General features: G+C 59.8%; 16 protein-coding genes. 7 read left to right on the plus strand and 9 right to left on the minus strand.

All coding sequences use genetic code 11. The annotated features are described in order from the left end of the window. Positions 1–438 precede the first annotated feature (438 nt). The 7 genes from ACTQZF_RS05990 to rnd all read right to left on the minus strand — a co-directional run bounded on the left by ACTQZF_RS05990 (position 439) and on the right by rnd (position 7,550). On the minus strand, positions 439–1,617 hold the full coding sequence (locus ACTQZF_RS05990; protein WP_441083165.1) for an acetate/propionate family kinase: 1,179 nt from the start codon (positions 1,615–1,617) through the stop codon (positions 439–441). Between the two features lie 163 nt (positions 1,618–1,780). Then, positions 1,781–2,959: an acetate/propionate family kinase gene (locus tag ACTQZF_RS05995; RefSeq protein ID WP_006234305.1), complete on the minus strand. Its 1,179-nt coding sequence runs from the start codon at positions 2,957–2,959 to the stop codon at positions 1,781–1,783. Between the two features lie 147 nt (positions 2,960–3,106). Continuing rightward, positions 3,107–3,442, minus strand: a complete 336-nt coding sequence (locus ACTQZF_RS06000) for a histidine triad nucleotide-binding protein (protein ID WP_035137921.1) — start codon at positions 3,440–3,442, stop codon at positions 3,107–3,109. Between the two features lie 155 nt (positions 3,443–3,597). Next, positions 3,598–3,864, minus strand: a complete 267-nt coding sequence (gene xseB, locus ACTQZF_RS06005) for an exodeoxyribonuclease VII small subunit (protein WP_152067775.1) — start codon at positions 3,862–3,864, stop codon at positions 3,598–3,600. A gap of 42 nt (positions 3,865–3,906) precedes the next feature. Further along, complete coding sequence (gene xseA, locus ACTQZF_RS06010; RefSeq protein ID WP_441554803.1) at positions 3,907–5,358, minus strand: exodeoxyribonuclease VII large subunit; 1,452 nt, start codon at positions 5,356–5,358, stop codon at positions 3,907–3,909. A gap of 115 nt (positions 5,359–5,473) precedes the next feature. Beyond that, positions 5,474–6,178, minus strand: a complete 705-nt coding sequence (locus ACTQZF_RS06015) for a zinc metallopeptidase (RefSeq protein ID WP_427795820.1) — start codon at positions 6,176–6,178, stop codon at positions 5,474–5,476. 238 nt (positions 6,179–6,416) lie between these two features. Further along, the gene (gene rnd / locus ACTQZF_RS06020; RefSeq protein WP_427718458.1) at positions 6,417–7,550 is read right to left on the minus strand and encodes a ribonuclease D; all 1,134 of its coding nucleotides are present in this window, start codon (positions 7,548–7,550) and stop codon (positions 6,417–6,419) included. A gap of 98 nt (positions 7,551–7,648) precedes the next feature. Here rnd and ACTQZF_RS06025 point away from each other — a divergent pair, with 98 nt between their 5' ends. The 5 genes from ACTQZF_RS06025 (at position 7,649) to ACTQZF_RS06045 (ending at position 14,593) form a co-directional block, all read left to right on the plus strand. After that, on the plus strand, positions 7,649–8,566 hold the full coding sequence (locus ACTQZF_RS06025; RefSeq protein ID WP_427718460.1) for a diacylglycerol/lipid kinase family protein: 918 nt from the start codon (positions 7,649–7,651) through the stop codon (positions 8,564–8,566). A gap of 524 nt (positions 8,567–9,090) precedes the next feature. Further along, on the plus strand, positions 9,091–10,902 hold the full coding sequence (locus ACTQZF_RS06030) for a C69 family dipeptidase (protein WP_441554804.1): 1,812 nt from the start codon (positions 9,091–9,093) through the stop codon (positions 10,900–10,902). 412 nt (positions 10,903–11,314) lie between these two features. After that, the gene (locus tag ACTQZF_RS06035; protein WP_441554805.1) at positions 11,315–11,890 is read left to right on the plus strand and encodes a hypothetical protein; all 576 of its coding nucleotides are present in this window, start codon (positions 11,315–11,317) and stop codon (positions 11,888–11,890) included. A gap of 212 nt (positions 11,891–12,102) precedes the next feature. Further along, entirely contained in the window at positions 12,103–13,854 is a 1,752-nt protein-coding gene (locus ACTQZF_RS06040; RefSeq protein ID WP_441554806.1) for an ABC transporter ATP-binding protein, read from the plus strand. Beyond that, the gene (locus ACTQZF_RS06045; protein ID WP_441554807.1) at positions 13,847–14,593 is read left to right on the plus strand and encodes an energy-coupling factor transporter transmembrane component T family protein; all 747 of its coding nucleotides are present in this window, start codon (positions 13,847–13,849) and stop codon (positions 14,591–14,593) included. The genes ACTQZF_RS06040 and ACTQZF_RS06045 overlap by 8 nt, the downstream gene beginning before the upstream one ends. Before the next feature lie 123 nt (positions 14,594–14,716). Here the strand turns inward: ACTQZF_RS06045 and ACTQZF_RS06050 are convergent, their stop codons facing one another. Both ACTQZF_RS06050 and ACTQZF_RS06055 read right to left on the minus strand, forming a co-directional pair. Next, positions 14,717–15,463 carry an aspartate/glutamate racemase family protein gene (locus ACTQZF_RS06050; RefSeq protein ID WP_229770678.1) on the minus strand — a complete coding sequence of 249 codons (747 nt, stop codon included), beginning with the start codon at positions 15,461–15,463 and terminating at the stop codon, positions 14,717–14,719. An 85-nt stretch (positions 15,464–15,548) separates the two neighbouring features. Continuing rightward, positions 15,549–16,805 (minus strand): carboxylate--amine ligase, encoded by a 1,257-nt coding sequence (locus tag ACTQZF_RS06055; protein WP_441554808.1) that lies wholly within the window; start codon positions 16,803–16,805, stop codon positions 15,549–15,551. Between the two features lie 220 nt (positions 16,806–17,025). Here ACTQZF_RS06055 and ACTQZF_RS06060 point away from each other — a divergent pair, with 220 nt between their 5' ends. Then, positions 17,026–17,361 carry a hypothetical protein gene (locus tag ACTQZF_RS06060; protein ID WP_441554809.1) on the plus strand — a complete coding sequence of 112 codons (336 nt, stop codon included), beginning with the start codon at positions 17,026–17,028 and terminating at the stop codon, positions 17,359–17,361. A gap of 233 nt (positions 17,362–17,594) precedes the next feature. Next, positions 17,595–18,728, plus strand: coding sequence for a coiled-coil domain-containing protein (locus ACTQZF_RS06065; RefSeq protein WP_441554810.1), 1,134 nt, complete (start codon positions 17,595–17,597; stop codon positions 18,726–18,728). The last annotated feature ends 25 nt before the right edge of the window (positions 18,729–18,753 follow it).

Raw genomic sequence — 18,753 nt, forward strand, 5'->3', positions numbered from 1 at the left:
AATGTTTTCAGGGGTTAGCCCGTACGGCCTTCTACCGCCACGTAGCATTCAGGGGATCTGGGGTGGACGGCGGCTTGGCTACGAGCTGGGGCTGAGAAACTGAATGGATGGGTGCCGTTGCTGAAAGTGCAGGCGTTGATGGCGGCAATCACTTTGGATGCGAAATGTTGGCTGCGGTTCGATGTCTGGCCCACCGGAAAGCGTGTCCCGGTTTGGAGGCGGATTGTGGGATGCAGCTTCCGCTTGGGGCTTGTTTGGGAAACTGTGGGACGGAATTTTGCTTTATTGTGGGTCGCACTTTCCGCAACGCGCCTCAACCGGAAAGCGTGTCCCAGAATCCGCGTTCAAAATGGGATGGGGTTTCCGCCGTCCGCCCTCCAGAAAAAAGCCTCCCGAGCTGTTGCTCAGGGGGCCTTTCGTTTACATGCAATCGGCGCGTTAGTTGTTCGCGGTCAGACGCTCGACGTCGTGGGCGATCATGTATTCCTCGTCGGTGGGGATGACCATGACGGTGACGGCGGAACCGGCGGCGCTGATGACCTGCGGGCCGTTGCCCACGGCCTCGCGGTTCTTGTTGTTGTCGATGCGCACGCCCAGCCACTCAAAGCAGTCGCAGAAGGCCTTGCGGATCGACCAGTCGTTCTCGCCGATGCCGGCGGTAAAGGTGATGGTGTCCACGCCCGCCATAGATGCGATCATGGAACCGGCCTGCTGCATGGCCTTGTAGGCGAACATGTCGAAGGCGAGCAGGCAGCGCTCATCGCCCTCGGAGGCGCGTGTGCGGATGTCGCGGGCGTCGTTGGAGATACCCGAGATGGCAAGCAGACCAGACTGCTTGTTCATCATGTCATCGACTTCCTGATAGCTGTAGCCGCCCTCGCGCTGGAGGTAGCACACGGTGGCCGGGTCAATGGAACCACAACGGGTGCCCATCATCAGGCCATCGAGCGGCGTGAGGCCCATCGTGGTGTCGCGGCACACGCCGTCCTCGATGGCGGCGAGCGAAGCACCGTTGCCTAGATGGCACGAAAGCAGACGGTGGCAGCGCGAGCCCAGGATCTCCTTGGCCATCATCCACTCGTAGCGGTGGCTCGTACCGTGTGCGCCGTACTTGCGCACGTGGTACTTGTCGCACACGTCCTTGGGCAGCGCGTAGGTGTAGGCGACCTCGGGCATGGTCATGTGGAACGAGGTGTCGAAGACGGCCACGTTGGGCAGCTCCGGATACTTCTCACGGCAATACTCAATCGCCGCGGCCTCGCCGTAGTTGTGCAGCGGAGCAAGCGGTGCCACCTCAAGAATCTTGGCCATAACCTCGTCGTCGACGACTGCGGAATCATCGAAGTGCCAGCCACCCTGAACGATACGATGCCCAATGCCATCAATCGTAAAGTCGGTCTTCTCAAGCTCCTCGAGCACACGAGCGATAGCAGAGCGATGATCGGGGAAAGGGACCTCCTCGGTCTGCTTGGCGCCACCGTTCTCGGAGTGGCCAAAGATGCCCATGTCCGATCCGATACGCTCGCAGTTGCCCTTGGCGAAAACCTTGCGGGTATCGGTATCCAAAAGCTGATATTTAAGGCTTGAGCTGCCGGCGTTGACAACAAGTACGTTCATGAGACTCCTTTGCAGTGCAATACGGTCGACGCAGACCCCTTAAGGCGGCCGCATGTTAATAAGAAGTTATCATATATTGATAAATATCTATCAGCATATCGCCCAACGAGCGCAAAAGAGGGGCCGAACGGCGCTCGGTCGTCCAGCCCCTCCCCTCTTGCAATTACTTGCCGTTGACGATACGCTCAACGTCGGAAGCGATCATGAACTCCTCATCCGTGGGGATGACGAAGATCTTGACCTTGGAATCCTTGGCGGACAGGCACCAGGCGCCGTCGCCACGCAGGGCGTTGCGGGCATGGTCCATCTTGACGCCCATAAAGGCCAGACGGTCGGCCACGCCGGCGCGGACAGCCGGAGCGTGCTCGCCGATGCCGGCGGTAAAGACCAGAGTGTCCATGCCGCACATGGAAGTGGCCATCTCGGCAGCCTTGGCGGCAATCTTGTAGACAAACATGTCGAAAGCGAGCTGGGCCTCGGGGTCGCCGGCAGCGGCGAGCTCCTCAACGTTGCGGCAGTCGTTGGTCTTGCCGCCGGTCACAGCCAAAAGGCCGGACTTCTTGTTCATCATCTCGTCGACCTCGTCGAAGGTGTAGCCACCCTCGCGCTGCAGGTAGCACACGGTAGCCGGGTCGATGGAGCCGCAGCGGGTGCCCATCATGACACCGTCGAGCGGCGTCAAGCCCATGGTGGTGTCCATGCACTTACCGTCCTCGATGGCGCACAGGGAAGCGCCGGAACCGATGTGGCACACGACGACCTTGCGAGCCTCGCCGTTGGTCATCTCGGCAACCTTCTTGGAGATGTAGCGGTAGCTGGTGCCGTGGGCGCCGTACTTACGGATGTGCAGCTTGTCGCAGACGTCCTTGGGCAGGGCGTAGGTCTTGGCGACCTCGGGCATGTTGAAGTGGAAAGCAGTGTCGTAGACCGTGACGTTGGGCAGGTCGGGATACTGCTCGAGGCAGTACTCGATAACGTTGGCCTCGGGGTTGTTGTGCAGCGGGGCGAGCGGAGCGACCTCGCGGATCTTGGCGAGGACGTCCTCGTCGACGAGGGAGGAATCGCCGAAGTACCAACCGCCCTGAACGATACGGTGGCCGATGCCCTCGATCTTGACGCCGTTGGCCTCGAGGTCCTTCAGGACGACCTCGATGGCGACCTTGTGGTCGGGGAACTCGATGTTCTCGGTCACCTTCTTGGAACCGTTGGCAGCGTGGGTGAAGGTACCGCCGGTAAAGCAGACGCGCTCGCAGGAGCCCTTTGCGGACACCTTGTGGGACTTGGTATCGATGACCTGATACTTAAGGGTCGAAGATCCCGCGTTGACGACCAGAACGTTCATGTGTCTCCCTACTAACAGGCGGTGTGGCGCCGCCAGGTTACATACGCTTCAATAATAAACCCAAACGCCCTCGCGCTCGGGTTTATTGCGTTGATATATAAGTTATCGGTGCCTAAGCTTTCGCCTCATCCCACGGAAGAAGCGTCCTCAGATGAGGTTCTCGCCCAGGTTCTTGCCGCCGAGGACGTGCATGTGGAAGTGCATGACGGTCTGGCCGGCGTTGACGCCCTTGTTGGAGATGACGCGGAAGCCGTCCTCCAGGCCCTTGGCCTTGGCGACCTCCTGAATGGCGTGGGCCATGGCGCCCATGGTCTCGGCAGGTACGTTGTCGGCGATGTCGCTGTAGTGCTTCTTGGGGATTACGAGCGTGTGGACCGGCGCCTGGGGATTGAGGTCGTCGAACGCGATGACCTGATCGTCCTCGTAAACGACGGTTGAGGGGATCTCGTGGTTGGCAATTTTGCAGAAGATGCAATCACACATGGTTGGTTCCTTTCTCGCAGACCAAGGTAGTCTTTTTGGGACGGGGCTTTTTTGACTACTTTTTCGCAAGCGCAGGCACCTGGCGAGCCGTCGCGCAAGGGTAGTCAAAAAAGCCCCGTCCCAAAAAGACTACCCCAAAGTAGGCTGCGAGGTGGTTAGAACGAGAGGTTGTCGTCGGTGTTGGCGGCTTCGCCGTCGACGAGCACGTCGTTGCCGTCGACGTCCTTAAGGAGCACCGAGACCTTCTGCTCGGCATCGGACAAGCGGGTACGCAGGCTCTTGAGGAGCTCGACGCCGCGGGTATAGCTCTCGAGCGACTCCTCGAGCTCCATGTCACCCGACTCCAGGCTGCGGATGATGAGCTCCAGCTCCTGCGAGGCCTGCTTGTACGTAAGCTGCTCGACCGGGGTCTTCTCTGCCATATCTGTTTCCTTTCCTAAAGGTTTATCGCTATGAAAGGCGGCCTACTCGACCGCGTTGACGGTTGCTGCCACGTTGCCGTCCGCCATGCGCACGCGAATAGCGTCGCCCGGCTTAAAGGTCTTGACGCTCGTAGCCACACCGTCCTCGCTGTACGCGATGGAGTAACCGCGGGCAAGCACCTTGAGCGGCGACAAGGCATCGAGCGACGCAGCAGCTCGGCCCAGGTCGGACGCGGGCTTGCTGAACATCGTGCGCCCCTGATGCTCCAGACGGGAGCTCGCAAGCGTGAGCGCATGGCGCTTGCCATCGAGCCCCGAGGTGCTTGCGATCAAGCGCTCGGGCAGACGCTCAAAGTTGGAGCGGAAGGCCCCAACCGAACGCGTTACAGCGCCGGACAGACGATCGGCAGTCAGGGCAAGCTCGGACTCGCGACGCTCGACCATAAATGTTGGATCATTGAGGCACGGGCGGCACGCGGCCGCATCGAGCGCGTCGCCCAGACGAGCTGTATAGGTGTCCCAGGCACGACGACCGCGCTGGTCGAGCATTTCCAGATCGACCTGATTCGACCCGATCATCGAAGCCATCGCGGCGCCCAGACGCTGATGGCGCGTCTCAAGCACGTCGGCCAACTCCGTCATAGCCGGCGCTACCGATTCGGCCGCCGCCGTGGGCGTGGAGGCGCGGCGGTCGCTCACCATGTCGCAGATCGAGGTATCGGGCTCATGCCCAATGCCGGTCACCACGGGCACAGGACAAGCCGCCACCGCGCGGGCAAGCTCCTCGTCATTAAAGGTCATGAGGTCCTCGAAGGAGCCGCCGCCGCGCACCAGCAAAATGCAATCGGGCGCCGGCGTAATGGAAGCGGCGCGACGCAAACCCTCAATGAGCTCTGCCGGCGCACCCTCGCCTTGAACCTTGGCACCCACGCAAACGAGCTCGACGAGTGGGTTGCGACGACGCAATGTGCGTTTGACGTCATCGATTACGGCACCCGAAAGCGAGGTGACGACCGCCACACGCGAGCAGAACACCGGGATGCGGCGCTTGCGCGCTTCGTCCATCAGGCCCTCGCGGCTCAGCTTTTCGGCCAGTTGCGCCACTTGTTGACGCAGCAGACCCTCCCCCGCCAGCGAAAACGAGCGGGCGACAAAACTCATGCGGCCCGTGGGCTTATAGAGATTGAAGCTACCCTTAAAGCTCACCTGCATGCCGTCGCGCAGATCGAACGTGCGCTTGAGATAGGCACCCTTCCAAATGATGCAGTCAACGGCGGCCGAATCGTCCTTAATCTGGAAGTAGCAGTGGCCGCTTCGGGCATTGGGGCCACGGAAGCCCGTGACCTCGCCCAAGACACTCAGCTGCGGAATAGCATCGAGTGCACCGGCGGCGATCTCCACCGCCTGGCTCACGCTGAGTTCCTTGCGCTCCTGATCGTCCGAGCCGTCAAACTCGGCGGAAACAGCATTGCCGGTTAGATTCCAGCCTGCCACGCAGCCTCCTTTCGTTATCGTGCACAAAGGCTCCAGCCCTGCGCAAATTCAAGTCCAACACATAGTACAGCGCCGCGGGGACACAAATCCCCGCGGCGCCTGTCAAGCCAATTTGTTATCGGTTGGAGTTTCTGTTGTAGCGAGCCATCAGGTAGAGCAGCTGAATGATCGAGGTGAGCGCTGCGGCCACATAGGTAAGCGCGGCTGCCGTCAGGACCTTCTTGGCACCGTTGACCTGCTTGGAGCTCATGCCCGACCGCTCGATGTACGCCACGGCGCGGCGGCTGGCATCAATCTCGACCGGCAGCGTAACCAGCTGGAACAACACACTAAACGAGAAGAAGATCAGCGCGAGGGTCGTGAGCCCGGCAATGTTCATAAACAGGCCCAAGAGCAACACGATGGTCCAGGTGTTCTGGGTAAAGTTGACGACCGGGACCAGGGCAGTGCGCACCTTCATCATGGCATAGCCGCTTTGTCGCTGGGCGGCGTGGCCCGCCTCGTGGCAGGCGACGGCAACGCTTGCGACCGATCCGCCCGAACGGTTGGCATCCGAGAGATACAGGTTGTTATCCTGCGGGTTGTAATGGTCGGTGAGCTCACCGGCGACGCCCTTGATACCCACGGCATTGCAACCGCTGGCGTCGAGCATGCGGCGCGCGACCGCAGCGCCCGTGTCGCCGTCCGAGCGAACCTTGGACCAGGTTTTATACGTCGAGTTGATATAGCTCTGCGCGGCAAGACCGAGCACCGTACAAACAAGGACGACCAGCAGGTACAGCGGGTCGATGCCAAAGCCATAACCATAGTAATAGGGCATGCGAATTCCTCCGAATCGAGTTACACGTTGGAGGCATTCTACCCACTCGCCCAGCCAACGAGACAGTATCGATGTTTTGGCAATGTCAGCGAAAACGGCCGAGAGCGAGCAAGGTGACGTGAAAGAGAAGCGACGCGTACTTTGGTACGCGAGCGACGATTGAACGTCAGATTGCCGCTCTCGGCCGTTTGCAGCGTCGAGTTGTTACGCGGTTTGGTAAAACCGCGTAACCATATACCTACAGGAGCTCGATTTTGCCGTCCTTCACCGTCAACCCCATGTTGCCCGAGAGCAGATCGTCCAGGCGCGAGCCCACAAGCTCAAAGCGCCAACCTTCGCGCAAAGGGCTCTGCTCGGGATGCTCAATATAGTCGGCTAGGTCATCGCGCGAGGCAATGACCGAGGTCGCCACGCCCGAACGCTCGGCAACCAGGCGAATGAGCGCGTACATGAGATCCGTCACGCTCTCCAGCTCCGGAGAGATCTGGCGATGTCCGCGCACCATGAGCGGCAGGCGATCGTGCGGGCAGCTCGCGCCACGCTTGATGGCCATGAGCGCGCCGTCCACATCGCGCTCCCCCAGTTGATCGGTGCCGCGGATGCTGCGGAACTCCTCAACGCGCACAGGATTGCGCTTGACGAGCGCCAGCAGCGTATCGTCGGACATGACCCACTTGCGCGGGATGTTGCGGCGCTCGGCGCGGTCCTCGCGCCAGGCGGCAAGCTCGCGCGCAATGCCCAGCTGATGGCGGCTACACGAGTTGATGCGCTTGACCTTGCGGAATGCCTCATGCCGGTCGGCGCGGTAGTGCGACTCGTCTGCCAGCGGGCGCAACTCGTCGAGCACCCAGTCCACGCGGCCAAGCTCGCGCAAACGGCTCATCATCTCGGTATAGGCGACGATCAGATACTTGACATCATCGATCGCGTACTCAATCTGCTTATCGCTCAGCGGGCGGCGCGACCAATCGGTCAGCGACTCGGTCTTGGGCAGCGATACGCCGCAGAACGTCTGAACGAGCGCGCCGTAGGAAATCTGCTGGCGCTCGCCCAAAAAGGCGGCGGCGACCTGTGTGTCAAAAATCGGTCGCGGCAGCGCGCCCACGGTGTGGAGTATGACCTCCATATCCTGCGAGCAGGCGTGGAAGACCTTGACCACGCTCTCGTCGGCCATAAGCTCGGCCAGCGGCGATAAGTCGTCGATCACCAAAGGATCGACCGCGACGCTCTCGGCAGGGGTGGCAATCTGAACCAGGCACAGGCGCGGATGAAACGTGCGCTCGCGCAAAAACTCGGTATCGACGGCAATCGCGTCGAACTCACGAGCGCGCTGACAAAAGTCGAGTAGAGCCTGATGTGTGGAAATGTACATATCAACCCATCGAATAAGGTTAGGCCCGAAAAACACGGGTAGGATATCGGCATTGCCCTACAACTATACTCGGTTAGTCACAGAACGGGAACGTAAGTATGCGCTGCCTTATCATCCACAACCCGGCATCGGGTCCCAGCTCCGATGAAATCTACGCATTCACGCACGCTCTTGCACAGGGCGGCGACGAGGTCGTAATGCGCTTTATCGGCGATGGCATGGAGCCCGAGGACGCGGTAGCAGACGTTCGTGAGTTCGACCGCGTAGTCGTTTCGGGCGGCGACGGCACCGTCTCCAACGTGCTCGACCAGATGCGCGGGTGCGGTGTCCCTACGCTCATCTTCCCCTCCGGCACAGCCTGCCTGTTCTTTAACAACATCGGTAATGCCCCCGAGGCGGCGGCGCTTGCCAAGGCTTGCCGCGCCGGCCGCACGGTCAAGGTGGACATGGGTGAGCTCTTTTGGATCGACGAGAACGGTAACGAGAAGCGCCACGGCTTTATCATCATCGCCGGCTCGGGCTTCGACGCCGAGATCATGATGAAGGCCGCTCCCACCAAAAACGACATTGGCGAGATCGCCTACTTCCTCTCCGCGCTCGCCACGCCCAACCCCACGGTGGCGCACTTTACCATTGAACACGACGGCATTGTCGAGGAGCTCGACGGCATCTGCTGCATGGCGGGCAATACCTCAGTCATCCAAAACGACATCAATCTGTTCCCCAACTGCCGCATGAACGACGGTATGGTCGACATCGTCGTTATTGAGCCCGTGCGCACGGTACAGCTGCTCCCCACGGTAATCACCGCCGCGCTCGACCCCGCCGGCAAGGTACTCGGCCGCCCGCAGTTTAAGATTATCCAGACCAAGGAAGCCAAGATTACCTGCACGCCGTCGCTGGGCATGCAGTTCGATGGCGAGATCATCTCCAGCAACTCCGGTGTCTTTGGCGCCCGCGCGCTTCCGCAATGCCTCGACCTCATCGTCGACGAATTCTCTCCACTCGGAAAATAGGAGGACCCCGTGAACGACAACCCTATCATTGGCTTTATCGTCATCGTTCTGGCCATGCTCGTGGGCTACGCGATTAACGTAATCCACCGCCGGAAGAAGTAATTCCACATTGGTATGATATTCATCCAATCATCGTCTCCCCCGTTGTTTATGCATTTGCCAAACAGTGGGGGATTTTCTTCGCGCCCTGTGCAAGGCGCTTTATTCAGGTACAGTAATTACAGGGTGCCTTTATTTAAGTAAAGCTACATAATGAATACGATTTACCGCTCATCGAATATTTCACCACGTTTATAGAATAAGTTTATTTCACACATGAATAATATTTCCATTTCGTTATGCTATGGAAGATGTTTTATTGGCTGAAGCCCTCTGGCGACAGAGGGCTTTCGCACGCTGGGAGGGAAAATGAGGAAAGCTCACCCCGTCAACGCGCTCAAGAAGCTAGGCATAGGCCTCGCCTTTGGAGCTGCAACCATCATGTCCATGCCGACATCTGCGCTCGCCTGCACGCAGATGTCGGCATGGGCAAGAACCTTACGGCCGACGGCAATACGTATTATGGCCGCGCCGAGGACTATGACAAACGCTACCTCAAGCACTTTGGCATCGAGGATTCGCACGCCCCCGGCTTCACCTACAGCTCCGATGAGTCCGGGTTCGCATACACCTCGAACAAAACCACGTATCGCTACAGCTATGTGCGCGATCACCCCTCGCAGTGGGATGACCGTTGGGACGCCTACTCCGAGGCAGGCATCAACGAGAAGGGCGTCTCCTGTTCCGCCACGCTAAGCACCAGCATGAATGCAGATGTCAAAGCTGTGGACCCCCTGACGGACGGCTTGGGTGAGTACAACTACGCCAGCGTTATCCTGGGCGAAAGCGCCACGGCCCGTGAGGGCGTCAAGCTTATCGGCAGTCTGATTGACGAGCAGGGCGTCTTCTCCAACGACCAGATTGTCATCGCCGACAGCAACGAGACTTGGCTGTTCGCCGCACTTTCCGGGCATCAGTGGATTGCCATGAAGCTCGCTGATGACGTCGCGTCGCTCAACCCTAATATCGGGAGCCTCAACTACGATGTCGACCTTAATGACGCCGAGAACTGCCTCCACTCCGAGGGCATCCAGACCATGCCCGTGGAGAAAGGCTTCGCCAAATACACCGACGGCAAGTTCGATGTTGCCAAAACCTATGGCGAGGGACTCGATGAGTCTGGCAGGCATCAGTGGACTCGCTATGTCCAGGGCCGAGACTACTTCATGAACCCGCTAATCAAGGACAAGGACTACACCATCGTTAAAGACAAGAACGGTACCGGCGCATCCGTCAGCGAGATCCAGCCCTTGTTCTTCAAGCCTGGCAAGTCTGGCTGGAGCACCTTTGAGCTGATTCGTGCCTTTGGCAACCGCGGCGAAAATGTCCCCGGCCTTAACGCCAACACCGACGGCGCCTACGCCATCGGCACCGAGCGCAACACCGAGGTCAACCTCTTCCAGATTCGTCGCGGCCTTGATCCCCAGGTTGCCACCATCCAGTGGGAGATGCTCTCCCGCGCTGCGTACTCCGTCGCCATCCCGTTGTACTCCGCTCTGATAACTGAGGTCAGCCCGTACTTCAGCGATCAGACCGTCTCCTTCGAGCACTGCGAAGAGACCGACATCGTGAACAACGAGGAACCCGAGAACTCAATCAACTACGTTCTCATGGACATCAGCTCGCTCTGCTTTGAGAACCCTGACACCCTTGGTATCAGCGTCCGTGCCTACCTCGATGCGCTCCAAAATGAGCTCATCGAGCAGAACAAAGAAGTTGACGTCGCCATGCTGGCCGAGACGACCACCGAGGGACGCACTGCTCTGGCCAACAAGGCCGGCAACGCTGCCACCGAGAACACCTACGTCAAGTGCAAGGCCCTGCTCCAGGAGATGCGCGCTTATCTGAAGGCTGGCGACTTTAGCAAGCCCTTCACCCCGAGCGACCTGAACACCGAGACCCGTGGCCTTAAGCAGTCCATCACCTACGCCAAGGATGCCCTCGCCACCGAGGCCCCCGAGAAGCCCGAGCAGCCCGGCACCCCCGAGCAGCCCGGCACCCCCGAGCAGCCCGGCACCCCCGAGCAGCCCGGCACCCCCGAGCAGCCTACTACCCCCGAGAAGCCGACCAAGCCGAGCACCTCTACCACGGTGACCACCAACAAGAAGAACACCAAGGGCAACCTGCCCACCACCGGTGACCGTTTTGACGGCCGCGTGGTTGCCGCGTTCGCCGCTGCTGGCGTCGTCGTCATCTCCGCTGGCGGCTATGCCCTCTATCGCCGCAACAAGGAGTAACACTCCTCGCAGGAAGTAACACTTCCCAGGGCGCGGGCGGGACAGCACAAGCTGCCCCGCCCGCTCTTCTTAATAGGAGGAAACGCCGCGAGATTCTTTTCAAAAAAGATTTCCCCGCACACACTTCGCTGTGCTATAGTGCAGCGAAACAGCAACTGGGCGCGACCGCGCCATGGCATCACGAAAGGAGCCACCAACATGAAGAACACGATGACGTCTCTCAACAACTGGTGGTGGCGTGATGCGAATACGATCGGTCGACGGTGAGTCCCTCATGCCTGTTTTTGCGCTCTAGGTGATTGGAAGGCCTCCGGTTTCGACCGGGGGCCTTTTTCTATCTCGAGCCCGATCGCATTCGCATCACGCGCCTCCGCTTTTCTCTTACACTCCCCTTTCTGAAAGGACCTTCACCATGTCTCAGAACACCACCGCCACCGCCCAGCCCCGCACCGTCCAGACCGCCGACCGCGGCAAACTCGATATCCGCGCCCTCGTCCTGCTCGCCATCCTGCTTGCCGCCGGCTTCATCCTCAACTTTACCGTCGGCAAGGCAATCTCGGGTTTCTCGGGCGGCATGATTAGCCCCGAGTTCATCATCTCGGCCTTCTGCCTCACCATCCTGGTCGTTCGTCCCAACATTGGTCAGGCACTCGTCATCGGTCTCATCTCGGCGGCCGTAATCCAGATCACCACTACCTCGCCGTTTGTCGATTTTGCCGCCGAGGGCATCGCCGCCATGCTTATGGCCGTCATTGTCAACACTGCCGCCAAGGATGGCCAAGTTAAGCCTGCCGTCGCCATCGTCGCTACGTTCGTGACCACCTTTGTCTCGGGCGTCATCTTCATGGTCATCAAGATGGCCATGCTCGGCGTAGTGGGCGAACTCGCCGCAGCCATGCTGCCCGTCGTCGCCATGACCGCTGTGTTTAACGCCATTCTGGTCGGCGCGCTCTATCTGCCCATCCAGAAGGCCCTTAGGCTTAACTAACCCGCTCGGCTTTACGAGCCACCCCATCTTGGCGTTCATTCGTCGCTCGCGTACCCAAGTACGCTTCGCTCCTCTTTCGCGCCAACCTGGGGCACCTCGTAAAGCCGTCTACGTGCTTCACCAGCAAAGACTGTTCCAAACAACGAGCTATTGGGGACGTCCTTAAACGACTAGTCATGTAAGAACGTCCCCAATGACTATGAAAGGTATCCATGGAAACGATCATCAACGTCGACGATGTCTCGTTCGCCTATGGCACGCAGGCCGAGCAGGCGCTTAGCCACGTTTCGCTCAGCGTGAACAAGGAAGATTTCATCGGCATCATCGGGCCTTCGGGTGCCGGCAAATCAACACTTACCGCCTGCCTGTCGGGCGCCGTGCCCCACCACTACACCGGAACCTTCTTTGGCTCCGTGTTCGTTGACGGGCACGACACCTGCGAGGTCTCGCTCACCGACATATCGCAGATCGTCGGCAGCGTGCTGCAAGACATCGACACGCAGATGGTCGCTTCGGTCGTTGAGGACGAAATGCTCTTTGGCCTGGAGAACTTTGGCGTTCCCCACGACCAGATCGAGCAGCGCGTGAGCGAGACGCTTAAGGCCGTCGGCATTAGCGACCTGCGCGACCGCGAGATAGCCACCCTCTCGGGCGGCCAAAAGCAAAAGGTGGCCATCGCTGCCATCCTCGCCATGCGCCCGCGCGTGCTGGTGCTCGATGAGCCAACCGCGGCACTCGATCCCGTCAGCTCCACACTGGTTTTCGAAACGCTGCGCGAGGCAAACCGTAACCTCGGCATCACCATCGTCGTCGTTGAGCAAAAGGTCGCCCTGCTTTCGGAGTATTGCAGCCGCGTGCTCGTGCTCGATCACGGCCAGATCGCGCTGCAAGGCGAGCCACATGAGGTCTTTGCGCACACCGACAAGCTCCGCGCCATCGGTGTCGATTGCCCGCGCGTCACACGCATCTTCAACAGCCTCGAGGCCGATGGCCTGGCCAGCGGCACTCCCTGTTTGGATGTTGATGAGGCCGAGCGCCTGATTACGAGCATCGTCGACCCCGACCGCGCGACAAGCGACGCCCAGGCGCCCACAGGCTCCCCGCACGCACCGTCGCTGCGCCCGCATGCGAAAGACGCCGAGCCGGTGCTCACGTTTGACCACGTTGAGTTTTCCTACCCCCATGGTGGCGCCGCCGTCCACGACCTCAACCTGACGCTCTATCCCGGCGAGCTCGTGGGCATTGTCGGCCAAAACGGAGCCGGCAAGACCACGCTCACCAAGCTGCTCACAGGCCTGCTTAAGCCCACCTCGGGCAGCGTGCGCGTCACGGGACTGGATACCGCAGCCGTTCCCACGAGCCGCATCGCCCGCGAAGTCGCAACCCTTTTCCAAAACCCCGACCGCCAGATTTGCAAGGACACCGTGCTCGACGAGGTCGCCTTTGGCCTAGAGCTTGCCGGCATCGACCGCGCCGAGGCGCTGCGTCGCGCCCAGCTCGTCATCGACCGCTTTGGCTTGCCGCCCTACGATGCGCCCTTCTCGCTCTCGCGCGGTCAACGCCAGATGGTGGCGCTCGCCTCCGTCGTGGTCGTAGAGCCCAAGGTCGTGGTTCTCGACGAGCCCACGAGTGGCCTGGACTACCGCGAGTGCATGACCGTGATGGAAACGGTGCGCACCATGGCCGAGCGCGGCTGCGCCGTTATCATGGTCTGCCACGACATGGAAGTTGTCTCGGACTTTGCCGAGCGCATCGTGGTGATGGCCGACGGTCGCATCCTCGATCGCGGCCGCACACACGAGCTGTTCTCGAACATCGAGCTCATGCAGCGCGCCTACGTTGAACCGCCCCAGGTTATTGAACTCTCACGCCGTCTGGCATCCTCCGTCTCGCCCGCCTTTGCACAGGTGAGCGAGGTCACCGATATCGTTCGCATTACCGAGGAGATGGTCCGCCGTGGTTAATGTCATCGACTATATGCCGGGCGACACGCTGCTGCATCGTCTGAATCCCGTCATCAAACTGGGCCTCGCCGCTGCCGTCGTCATTGGCATCTTTTTGTCCGACACCTACGTGGCGCTGTTGGGATTTCTGGCGCTTACGCTCGCGCTGGGAGCCTACGCCGGCGTCGTCGACCGCCTGTTCTCGCTGCTCAAGCTGCTGATTCCGCTCGCACTCATCATGTTAGCGCTGCAGCTGGCCTTTATGCGCGATGGCAACGTGGTGTGGGGCTTCGTCACCGACGAAGGCCTCATCACCGGCTCGAAGGCCTGTCTGCGCCTGTTGGGCGTAGCGCTGCCACTCATCCTGATGCTCATGGTGACCAAGCTCAACGACCTTGCCAATGCCTGCGTGGAGGTGCTGCACGTGCCGTATCGCTACGCCTTTACCTTTACCACGGCGCTGCGCTTTGTGCCGGTGTTTGGCCAAGAGATGAATGCCATCATGGAGGCACAGACCGCACGCGGCGTCGAGTACGACACCAAGAATCCCATCAAGAAACTCAAGCTCATGCTGCCGCTGTGCGTGCCGCTATTGATCTCGAGCGTGGGCAAGACCGATGCCACCGCGCTTGCCGCCGAGCAGCGCGGCTTCTACCTGCGCACGCGTGCGAGCTCGTACAAGCGCTACCCCATCAAAGGCTTGGACATTGCCGTACTTATCGTCAGCATCGCCCTTATCGCCATCGGCTTCCTGTTCTAGCAATCGCTGGCAGCAACCGCAAAATGCAAAAGGCCCCGGCTCGCACAAACGAGCCGAGGCCTTTACTGTTTTCCCAGATAAAACCTACCAAAATAAACCTGTCCCTTTTTGGCAGGTCGAGGGCTACAGGCGGTAGGGGGCACCGCTGCGGATGATGGACTCGCGTACCAAAACGTCCATGGCGTCGAGGGTGATCTCGGGCATCTCGCGATACTTTTGCAGCACCGAAAGCTCTGTACAGGCCAGAATGACGCGGTCGCAGCCGCTGCGGGCAAACTCCCACATCACACGATCAAACTTATCCATATCGGGCTCGCGTCCTGCCTTCACGTCGTCGTAAATAAGCGACATCACATCGGCCTGGCGCTTCTCGCTGGGATAGACGACTTCGACGCCCGCCGCCTCGCACTCGCGACCGTAGACGCCGGCACCCACGGTGCCATCGGTACCCATGATGCCGATCTTGCGCACCGGCTCGGCCGGCATGCTCAAGTTGGGGTCGAACTCACACTCCCCCATCACCACGCCGGCAAGCGCATAGCGCACCGACTCGCGCGGCATATGGATGATGGGGACCGAGGTAAACGACTGAATCTGATCGTAGAAGTAGTGCGACGTGTTGCAGGGAATGGCAATGTGCGCGCAGCCCAGCGTCTCGAGCGCCTGCGCGCATTCCTTCATGGTCGCCAGCAGCTCGGTATGGTCGCCGGTCTTAATGGCCAGCGTGCGGTCGGGCATGGTCGACTTAGAGAGCACCACCATGTCAATATGTTCCTGGTCGCGGGCGGCCGCCGTGTGACGCACCACCTGGTCGTAGTAATACGACGTGGCCTCGGCGCCCATACCGCCGATAACTCCCAGCTTTTCCATCGCCGCCTCCTTGGTGACGCTCACACCATTGCGCGTATCATACCCGCGCCCGTCCGATACAAACCGGGCGGGCGCGGCGTTCATCCTATTTGTAATACGTCCTAAACAGCTTAAAGTGACGCAGCTTGGTATGCCACATGCGTAGCCAGCGGTTAAAGACAAAATCACCCTTCATAAACGAGGGGTCGGCGGCCTTACCCTCCTTGACCAGGCGATGCGCCTTAGCGCGCAGCTCGGGATCCTTGACGTATTTATCGACCACGCCCATGGGGACAACCATCCACAGCGCCTCGTTCTGCGCCGTCACAAACTCGGGCTCAAACGGGCGGTTGTACACATACTCGTCCACTACGTACTTGGCAACGTTAAAGCCACTGTTGGTGACGTAGTAGTTACTGCGGCCCTGGCGAGTGTTGAAGTCGAAGAACTTAAACGAACCGTCGCGCTCGTCGTATTTGACGTCAAAGTTTGAGAAGCCCGTAAACTTGAGGTCCTCGAGCAACTTGCGCACGCCGCCCATGAGCCCGTCATTGGGCTCGGTGATGATGCAGGCGTGGTTGCCAACGCCGTGAGGCTGGTGCTCCTCGAGCAGCACGTGGCCCAGGCACATCATGCGCACCTTGCCGTTGCGGTCGGAATAGCTGGTAAGCACGCGCATGTACTCGTCGTTGCCGGGCACGCGATCCTGCAGGATCAGATCATCGGTGTAGCCACTCGCGTATACATCGCGAATGACCTGCTCCAGCTCGGCGCGATCGGCGATCTCGTAGGCCTTCTTCTGGCCCTCGAACTCGTGCTCCCACCACATGATGCCGTCGGAAGGCTTCAGGATCATCGGGAAGGGAAAATCAATCTGGTCGAGCACCTCGGCAGGAGCCTCGCCCCGGGCGTTGAGCATGGCCATGGTAAAGGTAAACGTATGCGGATAGGGAACACCGTGCTTCTCGCACAGCTCGTAGAAGATTTCCTTCTTCTGGCACTGTTCGAGCATGCTGTAGGGCGCATAGGGCGCGATGACGTTTGAGGCAAGCTCGCCGGCATCCTGAGCCTGTGCGGCAAGCGCGACATAGTTGTCGCCGCAGCCCATGAGAATAATCTTCTTATCGGGATTGGCCTGCGCGACACCGTTAATGGTCTCGATCATGACCGGCATGGTGTCGATATCAACATTGGGCGTGTAGTCGATAATCTGGCTGCGGTACGCAGGACCGGTCTGGTACTTGCCAAAGACCAGGCTCTTGACCTGATACTCCTCGTAAAAGGCGCGCGCCACCGAATAGGCGTTGATGTCGCCGCCGAGCAGCACGGGGATAAACTCGCGCTCTGTAAACTGCAATGCCATGGAAACTTCCTATCTAGAACTGCCCACGACGGGCGGTCTTTATGCAACCCGTTTATTTTAGCGTGCCGGACCGTTTCCTCCTAAAGCTCCACTGTATCTATGACAATCAACGCAATTATCCAGCATGAAGGCCGCACTCACCGCCGTATGGCAAACGGCAATGAACCCACCGTTGTTGTAGGGTTCAGCATATTGATACCCCCGAGTGAAAGGCGCACGCGTGCTCCAGGACCTTCCAACCGATAACCCCATCCTCGATGCCCCAAAACGCGAGTTGGCGCCGCGCGCGCAAGCGACTGCTCCTCTGCGCACCGCAAACGACGCTTACGACGGTGCCGCCTACATCACCTCCATCGATACATCGGCGCACAAAGGCACGCGCAAGACGCCCGTCGCCGGCGGACACGATACCGCCATCGAGCAGTTTGGCCTCGTCTCCGATGCCCACGCCGGGGACAACATCAGGGTAATCAAACTCGGCGACGGCACCTGTTCGTTCACCCCCGCCCAGGCGCTCAACGAAGTAGGGCAAGCTCGCCGCAATGGGACCTTATAGCCACAAACCCCAACGTTGAGATAGCTTTCACAGTCCAAAGCCCGTCCCAAACAGGCCCCGTAACGTTAAAGTTGAACTCTATGGTTTCTCAACAATTCGATATAACTGCAGGTCAAAGCCAAAGTCTCAAGTTCAACTTGACCCTTTAAAACCTTTAAGGTTCAAGTTGAGGTCGAAAGCAGTAGTAGAATACCTGAGGAACAATAACCTACGATTGATTGCAGAGGGACTGGATGCAGCATTCGAATCATCGCACCGCAGCGCTCATCGCGTCGAAGCCGGCTCGTATCATCACGAGCGCCGCGCTCGCCGTTGCGTTGACGGCCACGCCGATGCTCTCCCCCGTCGCGGCGTATGCCGCCTCGCAGGCAACGCAGGATCAGCTTGCCGCCGCCCAGCAGAAGATCGAAGCCGCCACGAGCGCCTACAACGATGCCCGCACCAAGCTCGGCGATCTGCAGAAGCAGATTGACGCCAACGAGGCAAGTATCGAAAAGATCGAGGCGAAGCTTCCCGATCAGCAGGAAAAGGCATGCACCGCCATGCGCGATCTGTACAAGTACCAGAAGGGCACCAACCCCATCGTGAGCTTCCTGGTCAACGCACAGAGCCTGGGTGAGTTCATCACGACCTGCAAATACACCAACCAGATCACAAGCTCGAGCGTCGACGAGATCGAAGAGCTCAATAACATGCAAACCGAACTCGAGCAGAACAAGGCCGAGCTCCAGCAGGCCAAGTCTCAGCTTGAGGCAGAGCAGAAAAACGCCGAGGAGGCGCTGGCGCAGGCCCAGCAGCTCCGCAGCGAGGCACAGGCAAAAGCCGAGCAGGAAAATGCCGCCGAGCTTGCCAAGCTTGAGGCCGATAAGGCCGCTGCCGCCGAGAAGCTCTCGGGCGAGGGCGTGAGCGGCAGCAATTCCAGCAGCCAGGCCACCAACGCCAACACCACCATCGACACCACGGTGAACAACGCCAACACCGGTAGTTCCGATTACGATTCGTTCATTAATGAGTGGACGAGCCGCATCGACAATTACCTCGCCGGCTCCCCTATGGCAGGCCAGGGCTATAACTTTGCCGTCGCCGCTTGGAATACCGGCGTCGACCCCCGTTGGTCCCCCGCCATCGCCTGCATCGAGAGCACCAAGGGTGCTTATTGCGCCAATTCTTACAACGCCTGGGGCTGGAGTGCACGTGGCGGCGGTTGGCGCAGCTTTGGCAGCTGGAGCGAGGGCATCTTCGCTCACGTTGCCTATCTGGGCGCCAACTACGGCTCCACCCTTACCCCGGCTGCGGCCAAAAAGTACTGCCCACCCACATGGCAGGACTGGTACAACAAAGTCGCCGCTCAGATGAACCGCATCTAAGTGCAACTGCAAAGGGCCCCAATGG

Source organism: Collinsella sp. LCP19S3_H3, assembly GCF_052119145.1.
Classification (GTDB): Bacteria; Actinomycetota; Coriobacteriia; order Coriobacteriales; family Coriobacteriaceae; genus Collinsella.